The organism is Pseudomonas sp. KCJK8993 (assembly GCF_046230915.1).
In the GTDB taxonomy this organism is placed as follows: Bacteria; Pseudomonadota; Gammaproteobacteria; order Pseudomonadales; family Pseudomonadaceae; genus Aquipseudomonas; species Aquipseudomonas piscis.
This window is the reverse complement of sequence record NZ_JBJJLO010000056.1, coordinates 21,648-38,795: the sequence shown is the minus strand read 5'-3', so window position 1 is coordinate 38,795 and position 17,148 is coordinate 21,648. Positions and strand designations below refer to the sequence as shown.

At 58.6% G+C, this 17,148-nt stretch carries 20 protein-coding genes; 1 reads left to right on the top strand and 19 read right to left on the bottom strand.

Annotation, left to right across the window (positions count from 1 at the left end; translation table 11 throughout):
• From ACK6AU_RS18260 to ACK6AU_RS18240, 5 genes are all read right to left on the bottom strand, one after another.
• The coding region (locus ACK6AU_RS18260) for a hypothetical protein (protein WP_409300504.1) at positions 1 to 690 on the bottom strand (690 nt) is incomplete at its 3' end.
• 287 nt (positions 691 to 977) lie between these two features.
• Entirely contained in the window at positions 978 to 4,652 is a 3,675-nt protein-coding gene (locus ACK6AU_RS18255; RefSeq protein WP_409300502.1) for a phage tail protein, read from the bottom strand.
• Positions 4,653 to 4,707: 55 nt separating this feature from the next.
• Complete coding sequence (locus ACK6AU_RS18250; protein WP_409300500.1) at positions 4,708 to 5,319, bottom strand: tail assembly protein; 612 nt, start codon at positions 5,317 to 5,319, stop codon at positions 4,708 to 4,710.
• A gap of 62 nt (positions 5,320 to 5,381) precedes the next feature.
• Positions 5,382 to 5,672, bottom strand: a complete 291-nt coding sequence (locus ACK6AU_RS18245) for a hypothetical protein (protein ID WP_409300498.1) — start codon at positions 5,670 to 5,672, stop codon at positions 5,382 to 5,384.
• Positions 5,673 to 6,344: 672 nt separating this feature from the next.
• A complete protein-coding gene (locus tag ACK6AU_RS18240; RefSeq protein WP_185702105.1) occupies positions 6,345 to 6,626 on the bottom strand; it encodes a DUF4236 domain-containing protein in 282 nt (93 codons plus the stop codon).
• A gap of 201 nt (positions 6,627 to 6,827) precedes the next feature.
• On the opposite strand from ACK6AU_RS18240, the gene ACK6AU_RS18235 reads away from it, so the two are divergent.
• Positions 6,828 to 7,040 (top strand): hypothetical protein, encoded by a 213-nt coding sequence (locus ACK6AU_RS18235; RefSeq protein WP_409300496.1) that lies wholly within the window; start codon positions 6,828 to 6,830, stop codon positions 7,038 to 7,040.
• Positions 7,041 to 7,049: 9 nt separating this feature from the next.
• Here the strand turns inward: ACK6AU_RS18235 and ACK6AU_RS18230 are convergent, their stop codons facing one another.
• The 14 genes from ACK6AU_RS18230 to ACK6AU_RS18165 all read right to left on the bottom strand — a co-directional run bounded on the left by ACK6AU_RS18230 (position 7,050) and on the right by ACK6AU_RS18165 (position 17,138).
• The gene (locus ACK6AU_RS18230; RefSeq protein ID WP_409300494.1) at positions 7,050 to 7,286 is read right to left on the bottom strand and encodes a hypothetical protein; all 237 of its coding nucleotides are present in this window, start codon (positions 7,284 to 7,286) and stop codon (positions 7,050 to 7,052) included.
• Between the two features lie 25 nt (positions 7,287 to 7,311).
• On the bottom strand, positions 7,312 to 8,076 hold the full coding sequence (locus tag ACK6AU_RS18225) for a C40 family peptidase (protein WP_409300492.1): 765 nt from the start codon (positions 8,074 to 8,076) through the stop codon (positions 7,312 to 7,314).
• 2 nt (positions 8,077 to 8,078) lie between these two features.
• The gene (locus ACK6AU_RS18220) at positions 8,079 to 8,828 is read right to left on the bottom strand and encodes a phage minor tail protein L (RefSeq protein WP_085599780.1); all 750 of its coding nucleotides are present in this window, start codon (positions 8,826 to 8,828) and stop codon (positions 8,079 to 8,081) included.
• Between the two features lie 9 nt (positions 8,829 to 8,837).
• Positions 8,838 to 9,176, bottom strand: a complete 339-nt coding sequence (locus ACK6AU_RS18215; protein WP_053138299.1) for a phage tail protein — start codon at positions 9,174 to 9,176, stop codon at positions 8,838 to 8,840.
• Positions 9,176 to 12,463: a phage tail tape measure protein gene (locus ACK6AU_RS18210; RefSeq protein ID WP_409300489.1), complete on the bottom strand. Its 3,288-nt coding sequence runs from the start codon at positions 12,461 to 12,463 to the stop codon at positions 9,176 to 9,178. Before ACK6AU_RS18210 ends, ACK6AU_RS18215 begins: the two co-directional genes overlap by 1 nt.
• Positions 12,460 to 12,711 (bottom strand): DUF1799 domain-containing protein, encoded by a 252-nt coding sequence (locus ACK6AU_RS18205; protein WP_409300487.1) that lies wholly within the window; start codon positions 12,709 to 12,711, stop codon positions 12,460 to 12,462. Before ACK6AU_RS18205 ends, ACK6AU_RS18210 begins: the two co-directional genes overlap by 4 nt.
• Before the next feature lie 65 nt (positions 12,712 to 12,776).
• Positions 12,777 to 13,157 carry a phage tail assembly chaperone gene (locus tag ACK6AU_RS18200; RefSeq protein WP_409300485.1) on the bottom strand — a complete coding sequence of 127 codons (381 nt, stop codon included), beginning with the start codon at positions 13,155 to 13,157 and terminating at the stop codon, positions 12,777 to 12,779.
• A 3-nt stretch (positions 13,158 to 13,160) separates the two neighbouring features.
• The gene (locus ACK6AU_RS18195) at positions 13,161 to 13,814 is read right to left on the bottom strand and encodes a phage tail protein (RefSeq protein WP_085599772.1); all 654 of its coding nucleotides are present in this window, start codon (positions 13,812 to 13,814) and stop codon (positions 13,161 to 13,163) included.
• A 72-nt stretch (positions 13,815 to 13,886) separates the two neighbouring features.
• The gene (locus ACK6AU_RS18190; protein WP_409300483.1) at positions 13,887 to 14,303 is read right to left on the bottom strand and encodes a phage tail terminator-like protein; all 417 of its coding nucleotides are present in this window, start codon (positions 14,301 to 14,303) and stop codon (positions 13,887 to 13,889) included.
• Positions 14,300 to 14,953, bottom strand: coding sequence for a hypothetical protein (locus tag ACK6AU_RS18185; protein ID WP_409300481.1), 654 nt, complete (start codon positions 14,951 to 14,953; stop codon positions 14,300 to 14,302). The genes ACK6AU_RS18190 and ACK6AU_RS18185 overlap by 4 nt, the downstream gene beginning before the upstream one ends.
• Positions 14,950 to 15,321, bottom strand: coding sequence for a hypothetical protein (locus ACK6AU_RS18180; protein WP_409300479.1), 372 nt, complete (start codon positions 15,319 to 15,321; stop codon positions 14,950 to 14,952). Before ACK6AU_RS18180 ends, ACK6AU_RS18185 begins: the two co-directional genes overlap by 4 nt.
• 2 nt (positions 15,322 to 15,323) lie before the next feature.
• A complete protein-coding gene (locus ACK6AU_RS18175) occupies positions 15,324 to 15,827 on the bottom strand; it encodes a DnaT-like ssDNA-binding protein (protein WP_409300477.1) in 504 nt (167 codons plus the stop codon).
• Between the two features lie 3 nt (positions 15,828 to 15,830).
• The gene (locus tag ACK6AU_RS18170) at positions 15,831 to 16,139 is read right to left on the bottom strand and encodes a hypothetical protein (protein WP_409300475.1); all 309 of its coding nucleotides are present in this window, start codon (positions 16,137 to 16,139) and stop codon (positions 15,831 to 15,833) included.
• A gap of 51 nt (positions 16,140 to 16,190) precedes the next feature.
• A complete protein-coding gene (locus ACK6AU_RS18165) occupies positions 16,191 to 17,138 on the bottom strand; it encodes a major capsid protein (protein WP_409300473.1) in 948 nt (315 codons plus the stop codon).
• Positions 17,139 to 17,148: the final 10 nt, after the last annotated feature.

Here is a 17,148-nt window from a genome sequence, read left to right as displayed (position 1 = left end):
ATGAACCACACCACCCTTGACACCATAACAGCCCTCATGCAAGCCACCTCTGAAAATTTTTGTGTCAGGTGCTGGAAGTTGGTTTTGAAAGAAGCAGCCTCTACTCCAAGGTATATGCGCCGCATACGTTTTTGATGGATCTAAAGATATTTGTACGTAATATTCTCGATATCCTCCAAGATAACCACCGCCTAAATATTGAGGCACAATAAGACGACCAGTTCCTCCGGAGAATGGATTGCCGAACTGAGACGGCCCCATAGTCGGTGGCGGAGCAATTGACGTACCAATAATATTCAATGGCTGCTGCAAGCTGTTGAACGTGAAAGACCCATCTTCAGCCCTTGTTTTAAGTGCTGGCCCCGTGAAAATTGGCGCCATCAAGTCAAAACAATAAACCATGATGTCAGCAACCTGGCCTGCAAAATAAAAGACCGTGTCGCTACCTTCCTTTGACATCACCGGCTGGTTGCATGCACCAACCACAAACACGATGGGGCTCTGCGCATTCCTTACGGTGAACTTATAAATGTTGTCATAGTAAATGCTGGGGCCGCCACTCGGCTGCAGCCTTCGCCAGATTGTATCGAACTCAACGGGTCCGCTTTTTATCAGCCCGTAAATAGATTTTGACGTGTCATACAAAATCGTTCCGTCTGGCTTTCTGACAATAAGAGCCGCCTTTGTCATTTAATAGTACCCGTAGTAAATTCTGCAATTTAATGCAAAGCCACTCGGAAGAAGGTAGCTCCATGAAATCGTGTCTTTTGTCAATGTTACCCCTGGTCGCTTACCAGCTGTTCTCAGGCTATCCTCGAGAGCGGAGATTATATAAAAATAATTCCTTCCTGCCGGCATAGAGATAGATGCAGATCCATTTTCTCTGTTTGTAGTAACAAAGCCAGCAGACTGGCTAAGCGCTTTAGTCATGTCTGCCGTGATGCGATTAGACGAGTCCCTGGTAATCAATCCGGCAGTCATGTTGCGTCTACGCTCAAGTCGATGGCTTTTACACCGTTCGGATAGAAGATGTAGATCCCGCTGTTATTGATCATCAGCTTATTTCCTCCTGGGGCATTACCCATCATCTGAAATGTCCCGTCAGGCAAAAATGCCCATCCGGAGACCCCGGGCACATAGTTGGAAGACTGAAGATTGCTTCCAATCTTGAGCATGTCGATCGAACCGTCCTTGATGAATGCCGACCTCATGAAGACCTGGCCGCCCTCAACAGCAAACGGAACACTTCCGCCCTGTTGAATGGCGAACATATCGGCATTGATGATGAACTTCGATTGCAGATTGCCTGCCGCGTCGTTCTCCAGGCCCAGCCCAATACCGGCGTACTTGTACTCGCCGTTGCCGGCGTTGTACTGAAAGCGCACAGCCCAGGAACCATTGACCTTGCCACTAGCATCGGTGGCCAGCTGGAAGCCCTGGTCGGCCTTCAGCGATGTATTGCCCAGGTTCACCTCGAGGGTGTCCGTTTTCTTCGCCAGGGCATCGGTCGCCGTCACGCGGGCAAGCGTTTCCTGTTTGATCGCCGCCGAGTTGTCACTGACCTTGGCGTCCACCTGGGTGATTCTTTCCCCCAGGGCGGAATCAGCGGTAACCATTGCGGTGGTCAAGTCCGTGACCCTAGCATTTGCTTTGCCGAGATCGGCCTCAACGATATCCGTCCGCTTGGCCTGCATGTAGTCGCCCTCGGCAATCGCAGACCAAACAGACCACACGCCGGCGTAACCGGTGTCCTGGCCGACCAGCTCGCTGCTGTCACCCGCCATCGGTGGGTTGAGCTGCACATAGACCCCGTCCACCTTCTCCGACACTGCTGTCAGCTTGCCGTCGATGTTGGTGATCTGTTGCGTCAGGTTGTGCACCTCGCCAGCCAGGGCGTTGGCTTCCTCAAGGATCGTCCCGACATCCTTCCAGTACTGCGCATTCGGCGGCTGGGTGCCGGCAGGAACCGGGCGAATGGCTTGGTACAGTCGCTGCTCCCAGCGCACGATATCGCCCTTGGCGTAGGTCTTGTCCTTGTCCCACAGCAAGGCGTCGGTGTACTGCTTGATCAGGTCCTTGATCGCTTCCATGCGCTCGTTGATCGAGCCGGGGCCGTCGCCGCTGATCTTGTCGATCTCGTCCTTCAAGTGCTGGCCGAGCGAGGATTCCTCGATCTTGCCTTTTATGTAGTCCAGGATGAGGTCCGCGTCGGAACTGGCTTGCCCCTGGACCCCGCCGCCGGCTGGATAGAAAGGACCAACGTTGCCCGTGCGATCCACCAGGCGAGCCCAGAAAAAGAACGTTGCGCCGGCGGCCAGGCCTTGCATCAAGAAGTCCGACTGCGGGTAGGCCAGGTCCGAGAGCTTGGCGGCCTGCTCCAGGCTGTTGCCGGCGCCATACCAGATCTCGGTTCGCTGGGTATCCTCGGCGCCGACTGGGAACCCCCATTTCAACTTGATGCCGAACAGCTCGCTTGAGGTGTTTAGGTACGCCACCGCTGGCGGAACACCGTCCTTGCCCTTGAGCTGGGTCAGATCGGAGCTTTTCCAGGTCGACGTGATATCGAAGGCGCTCACTGCACGCACGCGGGCAAGATAGGCGCCAGCGTAGATACCAGTCACGTCGACGCTGGTGGAACCAGTGCGCTGCAGCTTGATCCAGTTGCCGCTGTCCTTGCGCCATTCCACGTCGTAACCGACAGCGCCGGATACCGCGGGCCATGCAATCGTCATCGTGCTAACGGCCAAGCCCTGGGCGATCGAGTAGTCCGAGGTCAGAGTTACGCTCGCCGGCGCCGGAACAGTGGTCACCGGAATGACGCTGATCGGCCGCTCCTCCAGGCGAGCCCCGGTATCGATCGATGCGTATTTGCTGGGCTCATACTGCAGGGCGCTGATTTCGTAGTCGCCTTCCGGCGTTCGTGCAGTCCGAAGCACGCGATACAGCGGAATGGCCAGATCATCAGCATCGAGAGCCCACTGCAGGTCCTTGGCGGGAGGTTCGCTATAGGCTGTGGTCACCGTGACCTGACGCCCCTTGACGCTCTGCACCGTGCGTCCCTCAGCCCTGCCGGCGGGCAGGTTGATGATCAGCCGATCGCCGGCCTTCGCCTGGGTGTCCCGGTCCAGCGTCACCACGCGACCAGCCGCTGCCGCGATTCGTCCGCCCACCTCCCGGCCTGCCAGCAGCGAATCGGCAACCGGGATGATGAAGCCAGGCAATGGAATCTGCCCTTCCATCCCGGTTTTGAAAGTAACTGTCCGATCCTGGTTGTTACTCAGGATTGCCCACTTCGCGCGGCGCTGAGCTTCACTGGCCCGGGTGCAGCCGATTGCGCTGATCTCGGTAGGCTTGTCGCCAAACCGGCGTTGCAGCGGAATGTCGGCATAAGGAATGACGTCGGTGTCGTAGTTGTTGGCTGGGTTGTCGTAGCTCACCAGGCAGCGGGTGTAACGGGTCTTGGCCGATGCGCTGCCGTAGGAAAACTTGCCATCCACCACGTTCGCGCGGGTGAACACATAGTCGATGTCTTGGGCCCGAGGCATATCGGCCTGCATGACGAGCTGGCCCTGGGCCCAGCAAGTCATACCGCGATAAATGCCGGCGATATCCCGCAACAGTGACCAGGCATCGGCCTTGCCTTGCAGGTTCATGTCGCAGAGGAAACGCGGCTCCTGGCCGCCAAGGCCGTTGGAAACCAGCTGATCGCAGTATTGCGCGATCCGGTAGAGCTCCCACTTGTCGACCATCCAGTTCTTGATGCGCTTGCCCAGGCCGAAGCGGTTTTCGGTGCAAATGCCGAAGGTGATCCAGGCAGGGTTGTTGGTCCAGGCCTGCTTCATCGTTCCATCCCAGATCCCCGAATAGGTCCTGGCCACCGGATCGTAGTTGCTGGGCACCTGCCACTTACGGGCTTTGCACTTCACGGTGACGGCAGGAATGTTGGTGAACTGCTCGGCGTCGAACTCGATGTAGAGCAGTGCGGTATTCGGGTACCGGATCTTGGCGTCGATCACCTGGGTGTAACCGGCGATCAACATGGTGTCGGCTACTTTGTTGGTGTTCTGATTCGGGGTAATGCGACGCACCCGGATCTGCCAGCCCGACGTCGCAGGCGGCAGGTCAATTCGACGAGAGCGCTCGTAGCGAGAGGTGCTCTTGCCGTCCACGGCCTCGGCCAGGACCTGCTGATAAGCTCCGCCGTCGGTGGCTACATCGATCGCGTATTCGATTCGGTAGCCCTTAACGTTGCCCTCGTTGTCCTGTGCCTGTAGCGCCGGCCACGCCATCCGCACCCGTACTGCCGAAAGCTGAGTGTTGCTGATCGACTGCACCCACGGCGCACCGCTGCGCAGCTCGATGTTCAGCGAGGTTTCATTCTCGACCGAGGGAATGCCTGGGATGTAGTCCTGGTCCACAGAACCCGGCCGCCACTCCCACTTCACATTGGTGAAGTTGTAGGAGCCGCTGACATCCTGAATTGGAGTGTTGTCAAGGTAGATATCGCGAGCCGTTGGCGTGCCCTCGAACTCGCCCTCGCCTACCGCAATCAATATCTTGGCCAGGTTGGTCGACCGAAGGCTGTCGGCCGCCTCATAAGGCATTTTCGGCTTTTTCTGACCACCCTTTGCGCCGTGGATCTCGACGTCCATCTTTCCTCCAGGCATAAAAAAACCGCCTCAAGGCGGCCGTTTGACGTTGTGGTGTTTAAGCTTTGTCTTCCGCGTATATCGAGGCAGAAATGATCGCCCCGCCCCACCGGCGCTCACCAATGCAGATCGGAACCGGGTTGCCACTCGCGGTGGTGTTCTTGGCACTGCCGAAGGCGTAGGAAGGCATGTTTTCGGGGGAGGCGCTTTGCTTGAGGCCGCCTTGCTGGGGGCTGAGCATTTGGATCACGCCGCCCAACACCATCGAGCCGCCCATCATGATCAGCGCAGAGCCAAATGGCGCACCAGCACCGAATGTGCCACCAGTGATAACGAGGCCAACAACAATCAGTACTGCGCCGACAATGGTTTGCAGTGCGCCGCCACGCTTACTACCGGTTATCACCGGAGCAATGCGAATATCACCCTCTCCCGTGAATTTAAGCTCCTTCTCCGCAAGGTTTGTCTTGCCGCGAAACACAGCGAACTCAACCCCGCGAGACTTTGCGCTGGACAAGAAGCGCTCGAACCCTGGAATTTGGACACACAGAGCCTTAACTGCTTCTGCGGGTGTCCTTACGGCCATCCGAAAGGACCTCCCAAACTGACGAAGCTGTCCGTAAAGCCGAATCGTGGTCATTGGCTGATAATTAATGACAAGTGCCGCCATGTGCTTTTCTCCAGGCAATAAAAAGGCTCGCCGAAGCGAGCCTTGAACAATTTGACGCGCAGCTACAGGCAACCCTGCAGCGCGGCCAGTCGTTTGTTAGCAATCCAGTTACCAACCACTACGTAATACTTTGCCTCAGAGCCTGAGCCCTTTTGCTGGATATCAACGAAGTACTGAGAACCCTCAGTGAACACCGTGTATCCGGCATCGCGTCCCGGCTGAAGCGTGGCGCCCGGCGTGCCGCCGAAGATTGGTTGGTTTTGCCATTCAAATTGAACGCATTTAGCCAGCACAGCGTCGGACTTTTTCGAGGTCAGTACTTTGTAGGGCCCTTCCTTGCGGGCTTCGCTCATCGTTGGCGCCATACACCCCGCCAACACTGCAAAAGCCACGACCGCTATCAGAATTCGCATGTCGGTCCCTCTATATGGTTTGAGGGCAATCTACCATTGCAGAACACGCGCATCAAAACGCCACATTGGCGGCCTCCAGATTGACAATCTGGTACCAGCTGCAGCTAAACCCGTCCATGGTCAATGCACCTCACCGAGCCCCGTCAGCAGACACACTTAGCATTCCCGGTTCATTGGTGGAAACCTCTACCAAAACCCTCCTCTTTTCAGAGTCGCAAGTGATCAGGACGTCCATGCCGTTGCTGTAAGCGCGCACAGCCTTTTGGCCAGGCGCATCCGAGACCTTTTCTATGCGAGACGGACGAGAGTTCAGCTGGGCGATGATCTGAGCTTGTGCTTGCTCGCACCGACTGAAATCCATTGGTACCACGCTTGAATGGGTGTCAGCAGACACCGTGAACGGGTAGGAAAGAAAAAGTAAGGCAACCGCAAAACATCCTTTACCCATGACCAGCCCCTCCATGCACATGATCAGTTACCTTGGCGATGCATACACCAGCGCCATACATATGCCTGGACCTGCCGCTTATCCTTTCGTTCAAGCTATTTGATGCTGCTGCGAAAGGGCTGGCTCCAGATGCAAAAAGCCCAGCGCGAGGCTGGGCTTCAACATCAACTGAAGATCCACCATAAAAAAGCTGCGATCAGCAACCATGTAACCACATGCGCCCATAACGGCGTAGGCGCAGCCTGCGCCCCAGCCCTCTTTCCTGATCCATAGAGCTTTGACGATGAGATCCCAGTTCCGGGAATACTTGTCGTGACGCGCGTCCCTCGCTTGCTGAGGTTGGCTGTTAATCCTTTTCCGCCGATAGAGGTGCTGACCCCACTCTTGCTGAGGTTCAGTCGCACGCCAGGGGCGACCTTAAAGCTCTTCCGAAAACGCAGCGCCATGATCTGAATCCTTGAAATTGGCAAAGAGCCATCATCTCTTAAGCAATCTAAAGCCACCACCCTGTCCACCCATCCACCCTGGACGGAAAGCCAGTACGCGACCTAGACCTGGGCGTAGTAGCGTTGTGCCTCCCAACGAACTGCCTCCGCCAGCTGTTGGAGATCCCATGGACCGGGGCATTGATGACCTAGGAGGTCAATGTGAGCAAAGACGAATATGCGAAGAGCAAAAAGGACTGGATCTACACATGGGGCGTGGTTCGTGACGAGCCCAACATAATGGTTGGAGCATTTCCGACCAAAGCTGCTGCCGAGGCTAAAGCGAGGACGATGGGAGAAGACTACAAGGTAAGCTACATCTTCCACTTACCAGGTACTGATGAATTCATCAGAGAGGAAGAACCGCACAGCTGATCTTCGAGGTCAGATTGCCTTAAACGTAATCTGACCTACCTTCGTCAGAAGCTCAGCCTTCAACCCAGGTTTACCTTTGTACTCCCGGCGATAAACGCTTTCACCTGGACCAACCTTGCCGGAGAGTCTGACTCGATCAATTTCGATCTCGCCATCAAGGATCGCGATTTCCGCGTTTCCGCCTGCCATGACCCCTTCGTTGATCGTGAACAGGTTTTGCATAGTCAGCATGTAGCTCTGTTGCATGTCCTTCTCCTGCGGCCTGGCCGCGTCATGTTGGTTGTTTTGCATCTTTGTGCCTGAGGATCAGGCGCATCCGGTCATGCCAAGGGCCGCCGAAGACGATGATCTCGCTCGGACGCCCATACAGGTGGTGCAACAGGAAAGGACCTGAGCCAAAGGCGCCGGAATCTTCCCCGGGCAGTGCCGGATCGGAACCCAGGTAGATCCCTGCATGGTTGGGGTGTGCAGTTCGCCCCACGGCCATGACGATCATGTCCCCACTTTGCGGCTGGTCGACCCGGTAGAAGCCGGCAGCCTCATAGGCCTGCTCGTACAGGCTTGGGCCGGTGGCCTGCTCCCACCAGCCGTCCTCGCGGCTGTATTGCGGGAAGTCCAGGCCCCACTCGCGCTTGTACCAGTCGGCACAGACCTGCCAGCAGTCCCAGGCGCCGTGTACGAATGAGCGGCCCAGCAGCGGCGTTTCACCTGTTGGCATCACGGCCCGCAGGTCGCCCTCCGGCCAGGACAGGATGTACCACGGCAGGCCAGTGGCCTCACATATGGCCAGATCGCGCGGCGAAGGCCTGCTGGTGGCGTCCGGGTGCGAATGCACGATGCCGATCACCTCGCCCTGCTCCTCGGCTTCGGCGTACTGCTCCGGTGCAATGCGGAACTCCTCCGTCGGCTCGGTGGCGACGTTGGCGCAAGGGAAGTAAAGCTGCTTTCGGCCCACAGCCAGGATCAGCCCGCAGCACTCCCGCGGGTACTCAGCCGCAGCGTGCTTCTGCACGGCAGCAAAGATGTGTTTGAGCATGGTCAGCTCCTCGCAATCAAGGAGACAGCGGGATACCCCCCGAATGGCAAGGCATTCCCTTCGCCAAACCTACATTTACAGCCGGTCGAAAGCAGCCCATTGCACTGGTCTTTTTCGGGATCATCAGTGGGGTTGCCGTCCATGTCGAAATAGCCTCCAGTCCACCCACAGTTCGGGCCCCGGTACCCGGCGGTCAAAGCCCAGTGGCAAAGCGTGGTCATCTGGCGGCCAATTGACTCCGAGCCCACATCACCAGGACTGGCAAGCTCCCAGGTCACCGACTCCCCGTCCTCGTTCGTCTTCTGGTCGATGTACCAGACCTCTATGGCTTCCTGGGTAGGGTCAGCCTGAGGATTTCCACCTTCGAAATTGGCAGCGTCCAGGAACTGGCCCAGGGTATTGCGCATGGTCAGCTTGAACTCCAGCAGATCGTCGAAGGCCAAGCACAAGGCCGTGATACGACCGTTGACGTTGCCGACGGAGAGCTTCGGCCGAACAGCAGTGCCATCGCCGTTCGCCTCAATGCCCTCGATCTGCATGGGCCAAGCACCGTACTCGTTGCCCTGCCACCAAATCGACTTGGCGGGCAGCTCATCCGCTGCAGCGCCGGCGGCGATCAGTTCCGCAGGCGTGTGCGGTATGGCGTGCCCGTGGAAGCGAAGGATATCGGCGCCATAGTCCGTTCCGTCGAGTTCGAACAGCAATACCTCGCTGCCAGGCTCGAGAGTCTGGATATCACGAATCAGCGACATAGGATTCCCTTAGGGGTGAAAGGCCCGCTCGAAAGTGGCCGTGAGTTTGAACACGCCTCCGCCCACAGGAACCGGCGTGGGATTCTTGCAGGTGAACAGGCCCAGCTGGCCCAGGGGTGTAGTCCACAGAAAGGCTTTCGCCCCGGCGTGCCGATCGAAGAAGGCCATGATGTCGGCCACCTTCGACTTCGAGCCGGTATATGTGATCGGATAGGAGTCTTGCTTGTTGTTGGGACCGTCCCCCACCACCTGCTTGTACCCGCCCCCGAACTGGGTTGATCGAGTTCGATATTCGATGGTGGGGGAATCCCCGTTCTGCGTTGGCCAAGTGAAGGTCTCTATCGCCATCACGCCCTCCCATTGGTAAGTCGCCAGATGGATCCGCCAGGCTGTAGCGCCCGATTAATGGCTGTTTCCGCTTCGGTCTTGGCTGCCTGCTGAATGCTCTTCCCAATCTGTACGGCGTCCTGTGGTGCCGTGGCCGCCCCTCCATCACTGGCGGTCTGGACTGAGACTGATACAGGGAAGTTGTAGGTATTGCCGCCGCCCTGGGCACCAGCAGCACCAGCAAGCGCCCCAGAAGTCAGCGGAGTGACGCTACCGCCGTTAGCACCGGTCATCAGGAACGACCGCCCGCCCTCGCTGTAGAGTTCGGGGCCCAGTTCGTTCACCTCGTACAGGGAATTTGGTGACACGGGGCCACCAGCGGCCCGGTACCCGGAGAAGTCGACACCGGTATACCCAGCCTGGGTGGAGCCGGCTGACGACGCCCCGCCACCGAAGTAAGAGCCAGCAAATGAAGAGGCCATTCCGAAGAGAGAGCTCAGCGCAGAAGAAGCCGCCTGCCGTGCTGCGATCCGAGCCATGTCGGCCAGAACCGACTTTGTGAAGTCCGCAAACGAGAACTTCCCCGTGGTGGCAAACTGCACGATCGCGTCTTCCATGGAGCCGAAGGCGTTGGTGAACAGACTCTTGGTTTGGCCGGCAACATCTCGCGCCGACTCCAGGTAGTTCTGCCAGGCCGAGGACGCACCATTTGTCCAGTCGCCCTGGGCAGCCGACATCTCGTCGTAGTTGCTGACCACGGTGTCGTGCAGCTTCTGCTGGGTGGCTTCCAGCGCCTGTAGCTTTTGCGTGTACTCATCAAGGCTCATGCCCCGGGAGCCATTGCCGTACTGGTTGGCCAGGTCCAGCTTCTGCTGGTTGATGCGGTCGTCGATCGCGTTCTGTTGGTTCGTCAGGTCTCGCTGGCTATCACCCTGGCCAAGGCCGGCTGCAGCTCGCAGGCCCTGCTCGCGCAAGGTGTGGACTTGTTGCTGCAGGGCGCTGGTGTAGGTCTTGACCGCCAGCTCCTGCTTCTTCAATCGGCCTTCTTCATTCTTGGCCAGCACGCTCAGCTCAGTGTCAGCATCCTTCTGCGCCTTGACCATTGCGGCGCGGGCATCGGCGATCTTCTGGTCCAACTGGATACGCTGGGCGGCAGAGGTACCGGCTTTGCCCTTCGCGGCCTCAAGTACCGCAATCTCCGCCTCATAGGCCGCCGTGACCTCGTCCCGCTCATTGCCGATCATGGCCTCACGCTTAAGGAGGTAGTCGGCCTGAGAAACCAGTCCGGCCTTCTGCGCCGCGTCCAATTCCTTCTGGGCGTTTTTGTACTCGGAAAGGATGCCGGTGAGGGTGTTTTTCGAGTTGTTGAAGGCCGTCAGGTCGACGGTACCCGCAGCAGATTTCGGGTCCTTTTTCTGCTCATCAATCGCCTTGCGCAACTGGTCGTACGCACCGCCCGAAAACTTCTTGCCGTCGAACTGGACCCCGGCCAGCAGCGCCGCTTTCTGGCCAGTCTTCTCCGCATTCTGGTAGAGCGTGGTGAACTGGTCGTCGAGCTTTTTGTAAGCCTCCTGCCGCTTAGCCAGCGGATTTATGTTCTCCATCTGCCGATCCAGATCCTTCTGGACCGCGATAAGCTCCTTGTTTGCCCTGGTAGCCTCACCGGTTGCGTTTGCGTTGCTCTCGCTGGCCGCCTGCCGCGCCTTCAGTGCAGCAAGCTTTGCTTCCAGCGCAGGCGTGGAGTCGTCGTTCTCTCCATCAGCCAAACCAAGGAAAGAATTGAGCGAACTGAGGCCATTCGACAAGGCTCCCGCGACACCGCCACCCTTTCGGGTATCCAGCACCCGCTGTGTGATTTCGATTTGCTTGGCCAGGTCCGGGAAGATCTCAGACCTAATCTCTGCGTAAGCGCCCTTGATGGCGACCTTTACCCGATCCCAATCACGCTCGATATCCGACAGTGAATCGCGGTAGTCCTTCAGCCGTTCCTGTGCAGACTGATTCAGGTTCTCACTGAGGGTATCCAGAGCACGCTGATGGTCACCCTGTTCATCGATGGACTTGATGACCTGGTACTGTTCATAGGTCAGCAGACCATATTGATCGCTGATCTTCGAAGCTGCTTCCGTCGCGGTATCACCAGCGTTGGCCAGTGACTTCGCGATATCCCCTGCCCCTTTACCAGTCACCTCACCTATAGCGGCGGCGGCCTGGGCTAGGTTCTGCATCTGGACGCCGCTGGTAGCTGCTCCAGAAGCCAGTGCGATAACAGCTTCACGCGCACCACTCAGGTTACCGGTGAGAGCTCCGGCCGACTCACTCATTGCCTTGAGGCTGGCGATGCTTTGCCCTGCATCGTTTGAACCGCCATTGATGACGCTGTTGAATTCTCGCGCCTGCTTCACGGCGTCGAAGTAGGCATAGGCAAGACTACCGATGACTCCGGCGAGCAGGCCTGCCGGCATCAGGGCCGCAGCCAAACTCTTAGCCGAGGCACCAGCTTCGGCGCCGAGCTGGGCAACGGCACGAACACCACTCCCCCAATCCCCTGACTGCAGGGCGTTGGCCAGCTGCATGACGTTTTCTTGGGCCTGGCGGGTGCCGAGCTTCAGCTTGTCGAATGCGCCCTCTGTAGCAGTGATGCCGGCGCGATCCTTGCCGACCTTGGCCAGGGCCTCGCTGTAGCGTTCCGCGTTGATTGCACCAAGACGGAAAGCTTCATGCGCCGCCTTCTCCTGCGCCTCCAGCTTGGCCAGCTTCACATTCAGAGGATCGATGCTATTGACCGTGCGCTTGAGTGCTTCGATCTGCCGGTTCTCGGCATCGATTAGGCGCTGCTTCTGCGCCGCCTCCTTCGCCTCGGCCTTCTCGATCTTGTCGAAGGATTTGCCGAGACGCTCTTGGTAGGCCTCCTGCTGCTCAATGGTGACCAGACCACCCTTGCGGGCACGCTCAAGCAGTCCCTCTGCCTGAACCAGCTTCTCCATGCTGTCGATGTTGCCGGTCATCGCCTTGTCGAGCTGGCTGATGATGGCGATTTCGCTGGCAGCGCTTGTCCCAGCCTTGCGGCTGGCGTCGACCTGGCGTTCTTTCGCACTGGTGGCTTTATCGATGCCCTGGGCAGCCTCCGCCTCCGCTTGGCTGATTTTCTTGCCGGTGCTGGCCAGGCCCTCCCCGGCCTTGCCAAGATCATCGACGGCCTTCTCTGCCCCTTCGGCCGCGTCGACCAGTTTATCCAGGTCATCGGCAGCCTTGACCGCCTGAGACGACTCAACCGCAATGCCAAGCGAAGCGAAGGTAGTGCTCATTTGTTGTCTCTCTGTTCAGCCATGACGGCCAGGGCTTCAGCCTCCATCTGCCGGATGTCACTGAAAATGCTTTGCCGGGAGCTGGCTGGCACGCCACACATTCGGATGACACTCGGCAGCGCGCCGTAGTCCAGGCCTGTTGCGCCACACGCCCCCACCCGCCACTGAGTGCTCATCGCTTCGAAGACAAGAAAGGCTGGCCAAACGTCCGGCCAGACCTCAACGTCCTGGCCGGCCAGATCACCCACCAGGAAGCCAAAGGCCTTGAGCTCTTCAGCAGATGGCCCTTGCTGATAGAGGGCGCGTGCGGCGCTTAGGAGTTTCCCAGGCGGGCCTGATTGAAGGCTTCGGAATACGTCGCCAGCACCGCGCTGGGCACCGAAACAATCGAGGAGACCAGTACACGGATGTTCTGGTCGTTGAACTCTTCCTTGAAATCCCAGCCAGCGACAACAGCCTTGACCTGGTCGACCTGCAAATCGATCTGAGCGGCGATGAAAGCCATCAGGTCCATGTCATCAGCCTTCGCGACCAACGCCTTGTGGCGCTCACCCCACTCAGCGTAGAGCTCAGCCAGACCAGCCCTGTCGAGGTACTTGAACACGAACCCAACCTTTACCGGCTGGCCGCCCAGTTGCGGGACCATCACGTCGGCCTTGAATGTCGGATTCTGGATCAGTGAGAACTTGGCCATGGGTTACACCGAGGTCAGATAGCGGGTTGGCTCGGATTGCAGCGCCAGGTTGACGGTGCGGGTCAGCAGGTTGTTACGGGAAACCGCCGGCTGCTTGGAGAACGAGGTGTAAGCCCCGTACAACAGGGTGTCATTGCCTGGAAGATCGAGGCGTGCAGCATGTACCTGCTTGCCGGCATCGGCCGACATCAGCACAGCATTGAATGGCTGGGCCGGGTCATCAGCGATAGTCAGGACCATGCTGGCAGCCGACTTGTCAGTAGGGATCTGCTTGCCCTGGTCGTTCTCGAGGAACACCACGTCGAGGTAGTTCTGCTCCCCGCCGGAGAAAGCCAGATCGGTTACTTGTGGAATCAGCACCCAGGTCAGCACCTTCTTCATGGTGCCCGAACCAGTGCCTGCTGGGTAAATCTGGGTATCAGTGGTGTCAATGCCTTCCAGCGTAATCGCGGTTGCCGTAGCAGCTTTCACGCGAACGACTTTGCTGTCCAGCTTGCTCCAACCGGAGGTGAGCAGCACGATGTCTCCAGCATCCAGATCGGCGCCTACAACGGTGGCCACAGCCTCACTTGCATTGGAGATCGCAGTAAATGCCAGCGGAGCCTCGTAGGTGGCAGCGTGTTTAAAAGTGCCGCCGTTAGGAATTTTATAGCCCATTGGGTTTTCCTCTCTTCAGAAATAACAAAACCCGCTCAGTGGCGGGTTCGTTGGGTTGCCCGAAGGGCAGAATCAGTTGGTATCAGCTCGGTACTGGAAGGACACGGGCACTGTGTAGGTCGTATCCCCTTGAATGCCTGGGCCCTGGTCTGGTGGCGTCATGGTGATCACCGTCAAACCCGCCTTCTCGTTCCGTTCGTACAACGGAAACAGCGCGCTGATCTCATCAGCCAGGCCGCCGGCCGGACCGCGGTACTTGCCCGATGGCACTACTACGCTGGCCTGGAAGACGCCGGTGTACAGCCGGTGATCGCCGCCCAGGGTGTTGCTCGTAGTGTCCGCCGGCAGTGTGTAGGTCCTGATGTGGGTCTCTCCGTCCTTCGGCGTGTAGACCTCGTTCTCGACGACCACTTTCAGCGGCGGAACCCTGGCTTTCGCCCAGGCGATAACCCGGGCCTGGTAGATAGTGGCAATGACGTTGTGACTCATACCTGGTTGTTCCTGATGGCTTCGTCGACGATATGCTGGAAGCGGGCCAGCGTGATTCGAACCATGCCGCCGGGGGCCTGCTGTGAATGCCCGTATTCAAGCGGCACCGCATAAGGCAGGTTGTTTACGATGTAGGCTGTCTGGCCAGCGGTCAGCGACTGCACCTGGGTGCGCAGAACCGCGATGGTGACATTGCCGGATGGGTCGATCTGATCCAGTACACCTTCAGCCGGCGTATCGATTGAGAACTGCCAGTTCCCCCGGAAGCGGCCACCGACATAGTCCTTTCCAGCGACCAGACCGTTCACGTTGAAGTTCTGGTCGCGCTCGGTCTGGGTCAAGGGCTTGGCGTACCTCACACCGCGGCGCAGCTTGCCGGCCTTGGTGAAGTTGCTTTCGTCCAGGTTGATCAGCGTGTTGCGTACCGAGACCTTGAAGTCGTAGTCGTCGGCTGCGCGCGTATTGGCCGCACGGTGTGCCACGTTCGCCGCCCAGATCTCTGGATTGCCCACCGGCGACATGCGAATCACGCTGCTGCCGATGTCGATCACGATCTCGCGAAGGGGGGGGTCAATGCGGGCCTGGGCCTGTTCGGCAAACTGGCGGAGGTTTTCGGCGAAGCTGCCGTTCCTGCCGGCGTAGCGGTTCACGACCGCACCTGCAGCTCGTAGAGAATCGGCGTACCGGCCGGGTTGATCTCTTTCAGCGGCGGAACGATGGACCAGGTCCGGCCATGAATGACCACCTTGTTCAGCAGGTCAGGCGCCCACTCCAGCCCCTGGGCGGCGACCTTGAGTTTTTTGTCGCCCTGCTTGATGAGGCTGTTGTTCTGGAACTCTTGGCCGGTGAAGTCGAGCAGGATGCCCTGAGCGGTCTGCTCGGTGATGGTGTCGGGGCCGGCTGACCCCGTTTCGGGGTCGTATTCGCCGGGCTTGATGTCGCGGATGGTTACGGGTTGGCCGAAGCGCGTAATCAACCGCAACGCGGTTTCAGCCGTGCGGTCATAAAACGCGCTCATGATCATGCCCTCACGGCAAACAGGCCTCGCTTGGCCAAGTAGTCGGCGAACTGGGTTCGACTCGGTCGATCCGGTGCAGCCGGGAGAAGCCGGCCGCTGGTATTGCTGATTGGCGCATATTCAACATCGACCGCGCCTTCGACACGCTCGCGGATTACTGCGCCCTGGCGTTGGTCGATCGGATCAATGTCGTCGGCATGAATCTCGGCAGCCAGAGCCATCTGGCCGTACTGAATCCGCGCCGGCAGGTAGTTGTTAGGCTTGATCTCCTGGTCCAACAGCACTTCCCGGCGCGGCCAGGCCAGAGCCTGTTCGCTACTGGTCTTGCGCCCCTTCCAGGTCATGCCGTCCATGGCTAACGCAGCTCGGCGAAGCAGCGATTCCTGCGCGGGCACCTCCGCCGGGATGGTCACGCCGAACTTCACGGCGTACATGGCCAGGTCCTCAGCGGATGCATAGCTTTCGGCGTCAGGCTTGCCGGTGCCATCCTCGACTATAAGTGCCATAAATCAGCTCGCTGGAATGAGTTTCACAATTTCGGCTTTCGGGGCCTTCGGATCAAACGCGATGCCCTGAGCAGTGAGCCAATCACGCAGATCTGCCACACCCATTTTGGCCGGGTCAGTTTCAGCTGCGCCGCCGGGCTCGACAACATCGACCTCGACCTGGATGGCCTTGTAAGCCTCAACCACGACTGGCCAATCACCAACAACAGTTACCTTGATCACACCGGTCTCTGGCTTATCGAAGTACTGCGGGTTGCGATAGCGCTTATCAGGATCGAAGTCCGTGGTTTGCGCAGAGTAAGTCAATTCCATGGGTATCTCCAAAGCGGCTCAGGACGAACCGCTTGCTGAGGAAGGCGCTGATTAAGGCGCGGACAGATCGATCAGAACGCCGGCGGTGACCTTGTCGCTGGTGGCGTATTTGGTCCAGTTGGCACCTGCGCCGATCGCGGCCAGGTTCGGGTTCACCCCACCGGTGGCGTCCTTCCAGCTGTAGCCCAGCAGATCCAGGTTGAAGGTGCCCTCGGCGCGGAAGCCCATTGCCAAGTTTTCCTGGGTGTTGATCGGGTACGAACGGAAGCCAGGGGCCTGGGATTCGGTGATTTTGATTGCACCAGCCTGCAGGCCGAAGATGGTCTCGGTCGGGATGGCGTCCGACACCAGAACCGGCTTGCCCATGGTGCCGGGCTGGCCACCGTAGATGACCACGCCGGCTTCTTCGTAAACCTTTTCGGTGATGGCCTGGTCGACCATATCGAAGTAGGTCGCCGAGTCCATGGTCCACAGCGCAATGCGACCGAAGCGATCACCAAACTTGCGCATGCCCTTGGTCAGCGCCTTCTTGCCGTCAGTGGCAAAGCTGGCCTTGGTGACCATATTGGGGTTGGCACCGATGGCAGCCTTCAGCGCGGCCATGGTGTACTGGATGTAGCCTTCCAGCACTGCGTCGGCATAGTCCTGGCCGACCAACTCGGAGAACTCCTCAGGCGACCGCGCACGACGCTTGAAGGCCTCTTCGGTGGTCTCGTAAGGACCGTACTTGAACGGCACCTTCACGCCGACCATTTCGCCAGAGCCGATCTTCTGACCAGCAACCGCAGCGGTCGAGTTCACATCACGGTGAGCGATGGAGCCGCCGAGCTTGTAGAAAGCTCGCTTGCGCAGGTCGCCCTCGATCAGTTCGTTGTCCAGAACCAGGGCGCCGTTGGAAGAAGAGTTGAAGATGTCGATCACATCCTGGATGCGCTCCAGGTAGGCGGTTTGGGCAAGATCGTTGTAGACGATCATGTCCGAGGTGACGGTAGTCGCCATGGGTTACTCC

What these genes read in the sequence shown, in the direction of transcription:
- ACK6AU_RS18255 (WP_409300502.1), bottom strand. Translation starts at nt 4,652, where the DNA reads ATGGACGTCGAGATCCACGGCGCAAAGGGTGGTCAGAAAAAGCCGAAA.
- ACK6AU_RS18250 (WP_409300500.1), bottom strand. Translation starts at nt 5,319, where the DNA reads ATGGCGGCACTTGTCATTAATTATCAGCCAATGACCACGATTCGGCTT.
- ACK6AU_RS18245 (WP_409300498.1), bottom strand. Translation starts at nt 5,672, where the DNA reads ATGAGCGAAGCCCGCAAGGAAGGGCCCTACAAAGTACTGACCTCGAAA.
- ACK6AU_RS18240 (WP_185702105.1), bottom strand. Translation starts at nt 6,626, where the DNA reads ATGGCGCTGCGTTTTCGGAAGAGCTTTAAGGTCGCCCCTGGCGTGCGA.
- ACK6AU_RS18230 (WP_409300494.1), bottom strand. Translation starts at nt 7,286, where the DNA reads ATGCAACAGAGCTACATGCTGACTATGCAAAACCTGTTCACGATCAAC.
- ACK6AU_RS18225 (WP_409300492.1), bottom strand. Translation starts at nt 8,076, where the DNA reads ATGCTCAAACACATCTTTGCTGCCGTGCAGAAGCACGCTGCGGCTGAG.
- ACK6AU_RS18220 (WP_085599780.1), bottom strand. Translation starts at nt 8,828, where the DNA reads ATGTCGCTGATTCGTGATATCCAGACTCTCGAGCCTGGCAGCGAGGTA.
- ACK6AU_RS18215 (WP_053138299.1), bottom strand. Translation starts at nt 9,176, where the DNA reads ATGGCGATAGAGACCTTCACTTGGCCAACGCAGAACGGGGATTCCCCC.
- ACK6AU_RS18210 (WP_409300489.1), bottom strand. Translation starts at nt 12,463, where the DNA reads ATGAGCACTACCTTCGCTTCGCTTGGCATTGCGGTTGAGTCGTCTCAG.
- ACK6AU_RS18200 (WP_409300485.1), bottom strand. Translation starts at nt 13,157, where the DNA reads ATGGCCAAGTTCTCACTGATCCAGAATCCGACATTCAAGGCCGACGTG.
- ACK6AU_RS18195 (WP_085599772.1), bottom strand. Translation starts at nt 13,814, where the DNA reads ATGGGCTATAAAATTCCTAACGGCGGCACTTTTAAACACGCTGCCACC.
- ACK6AU_RS18190 (WP_409300483.1), bottom strand. Translation starts at nt 14,303, where the DNA reads ATGAGTCACAACGTCATTGCCACTATCTACCAGGCCCGGGTTATCGCC.
- ACK6AU_RS18180 (WP_409300479.1), bottom strand. Translation starts at nt 15,321, where the DNA reads ATGAGCGCGTTTTATGACCGCACGGCTGAAACCGCGTTGCGGTTGATT.
- ACK6AU_RS18175 (WP_409300477.1), bottom strand. Translation starts at nt 15,827, where the DNA reads ATGGCACTTATAGTCGAGGATGGCACCGGCAAGCCTGACGCCGAAAGC.
- ACK6AU_RS18170 (WP_409300475.1), bottom strand. Translation starts at nt 16,139, where the DNA reads ATGGAATTGACTTACTCTGCGCAAACCACGGACTTCGATCCTGATAAG.
- ACK6AU_RS18165 (WP_409300473.1), bottom strand. Translation starts at nt 17,138, where the DNA reads ATGGCGACTACCGTCACCTCGGACATGATCGTCTACAACGATCTTGCC.